Below are 1,152 nucleotides of genomic sequence, written 5' to 3' on the forward strand. Positions count from 1 at the left end.
AATTAAAGAAGTTAAAGCAATAAAACCACTTGGAAAAGTCTCTAGAGATTGAGTCACAAAGTCAAACAGCGTGGAGTATTGGAACTTTGCTAACATCTGTTTCACGTTCAGCATGCCACGCATCATAATTGGCTTGCATACGTAACCATATGGCAGCTCCATTCCCAAACATTTTGCCAAGACAAGCCGAAAGAGAAGGAGAGACAGGCTTTTTGGCATTTAAAATATCATAGAGATGTTGGCGTGATATACCGAGCATTTGTGCAATTTCTGACTTTGTTTTGCCTGTTTCAGGAATAATATCTGCTAAAACTTCTCCTGGATGAGTAGGACAACGATTAGGATTGCGTATAGTCATAGATAGTCTTCTTTGCAATTAACTTAAAAACCATTACAATCTAAACAGTATAACATCAATACTGTGTAATTTAAGAAATGAATATCAAACCAATTCGTACAGAGAGAGATTATCAAGAAGCTTTAGAAATTGTGTCTGCAATGTTTGACAATCAACCTAAAGAGAATACTCCAGAATTTGATCAAATGGAGGTTCTTGTGTTGTTGATTGAAGCGTATGAAGCAGAACACTATCCTGTTTCTCCTCCTCACCCGATTGAAGCTATTAAATTTAGAATGGAACAAATGAACTTAAGTGCTAAAGATCTCGTTCCTGCGATTGGTCATTTAAATCGCGTTTATGAAATCTTGAGTGGAAAAAGAAAACTAACACTACGCATGATTAAAAATTTGCACCAACAGTTTAATATCCCATTGGAAAGCCTAATAGCTTAGACTTGTTTTTCTTTTCTCCACCTCATGCGTAAAGAGAAGGATAGGCGCATGGAGGGGATAAATTTGCACGTCAACATCAAGGATTTTACAACTGCATCAAAGGCTGTCTGATCAAATATTGCCAAAAACTTAGATCCCTTGCCATTCTTAATAAAGTGAATACGAAGTTTAAATTCTATTGTCATCTTGCTCTCCAAATCAATGAAGAGATTATAACAAGCATCACCATGCTCCATAAGACTGACACTGTCAGTCAAAAAAAGCCCTTTAAAGGGCTTTAACAGGCTTTGAAAGAGTGATAAAAGGACTTAAAAATCATACAAGCTCGCTTATACAACAGCTATCCATTTGACTTGCGCT

Annotated in this window: 3 protein-coding genes; 1 reads left to right on the top strand and 2 read right to left on the bottom strand. The window is 36.5% G+C overall.

Annotated features, from left to right (window positions below; all coding sequences use genetic code 11):
• Positions 1-61: 61 nt before the first annotated feature.
• Positions 62-358, bottom strand: a complete 297-nt coding sequence (locus ACFIJ7_RS09540; protein ID WP_375628620.1) for a HigA family addiction module antitoxin — start codon at positions 356-358, stop codon at positions 62-64.
• A gap of 77 nt (positions 359-435) precedes the next feature.
• On the opposite strand from ACFIJ7_RS09540, the gene ACFIJ7_RS09545 reads away from it, so the two are divergent.
• Entirely contained in the window at positions 436-792 is a 357-nt protein-coding gene (locus tag ACFIJ7_RS09545; protein WP_375613954.1) for a type II toxin-antitoxin system HigA family antitoxin, read from the top strand.
• Here ACFIJ7_RS09545 and ACFIJ7_RS09550 read toward each other — a convergent pair.
• Positions 789-1,049: a hypothetical protein gene (locus tag ACFIJ7_RS09550; protein WP_375645192.1), complete on the bottom strand. Its 261-nt coding sequence runs from the start codon at positions 1,047-1,049 to the stop codon at positions 789-791. The two genes, ACFIJ7_RS09545 and ACFIJ7_RS09550, sit on opposite strands and share 4 nt — an antisense overlap.
• Positions 1,050-1,152: the final 103 nt, after the last annotated feature.

Origin of the sequence: Bartonella sp. MR100HLJHH (assembly GCF_042194215.1) — a bacterium.
Taxonomy (GTDB): domain Bacteria; phylum Pseudomonadota; class Alphaproteobacteria; order Rhizobiales; family Rhizobiaceae; genus Bartonella; species Bartonella grahamii.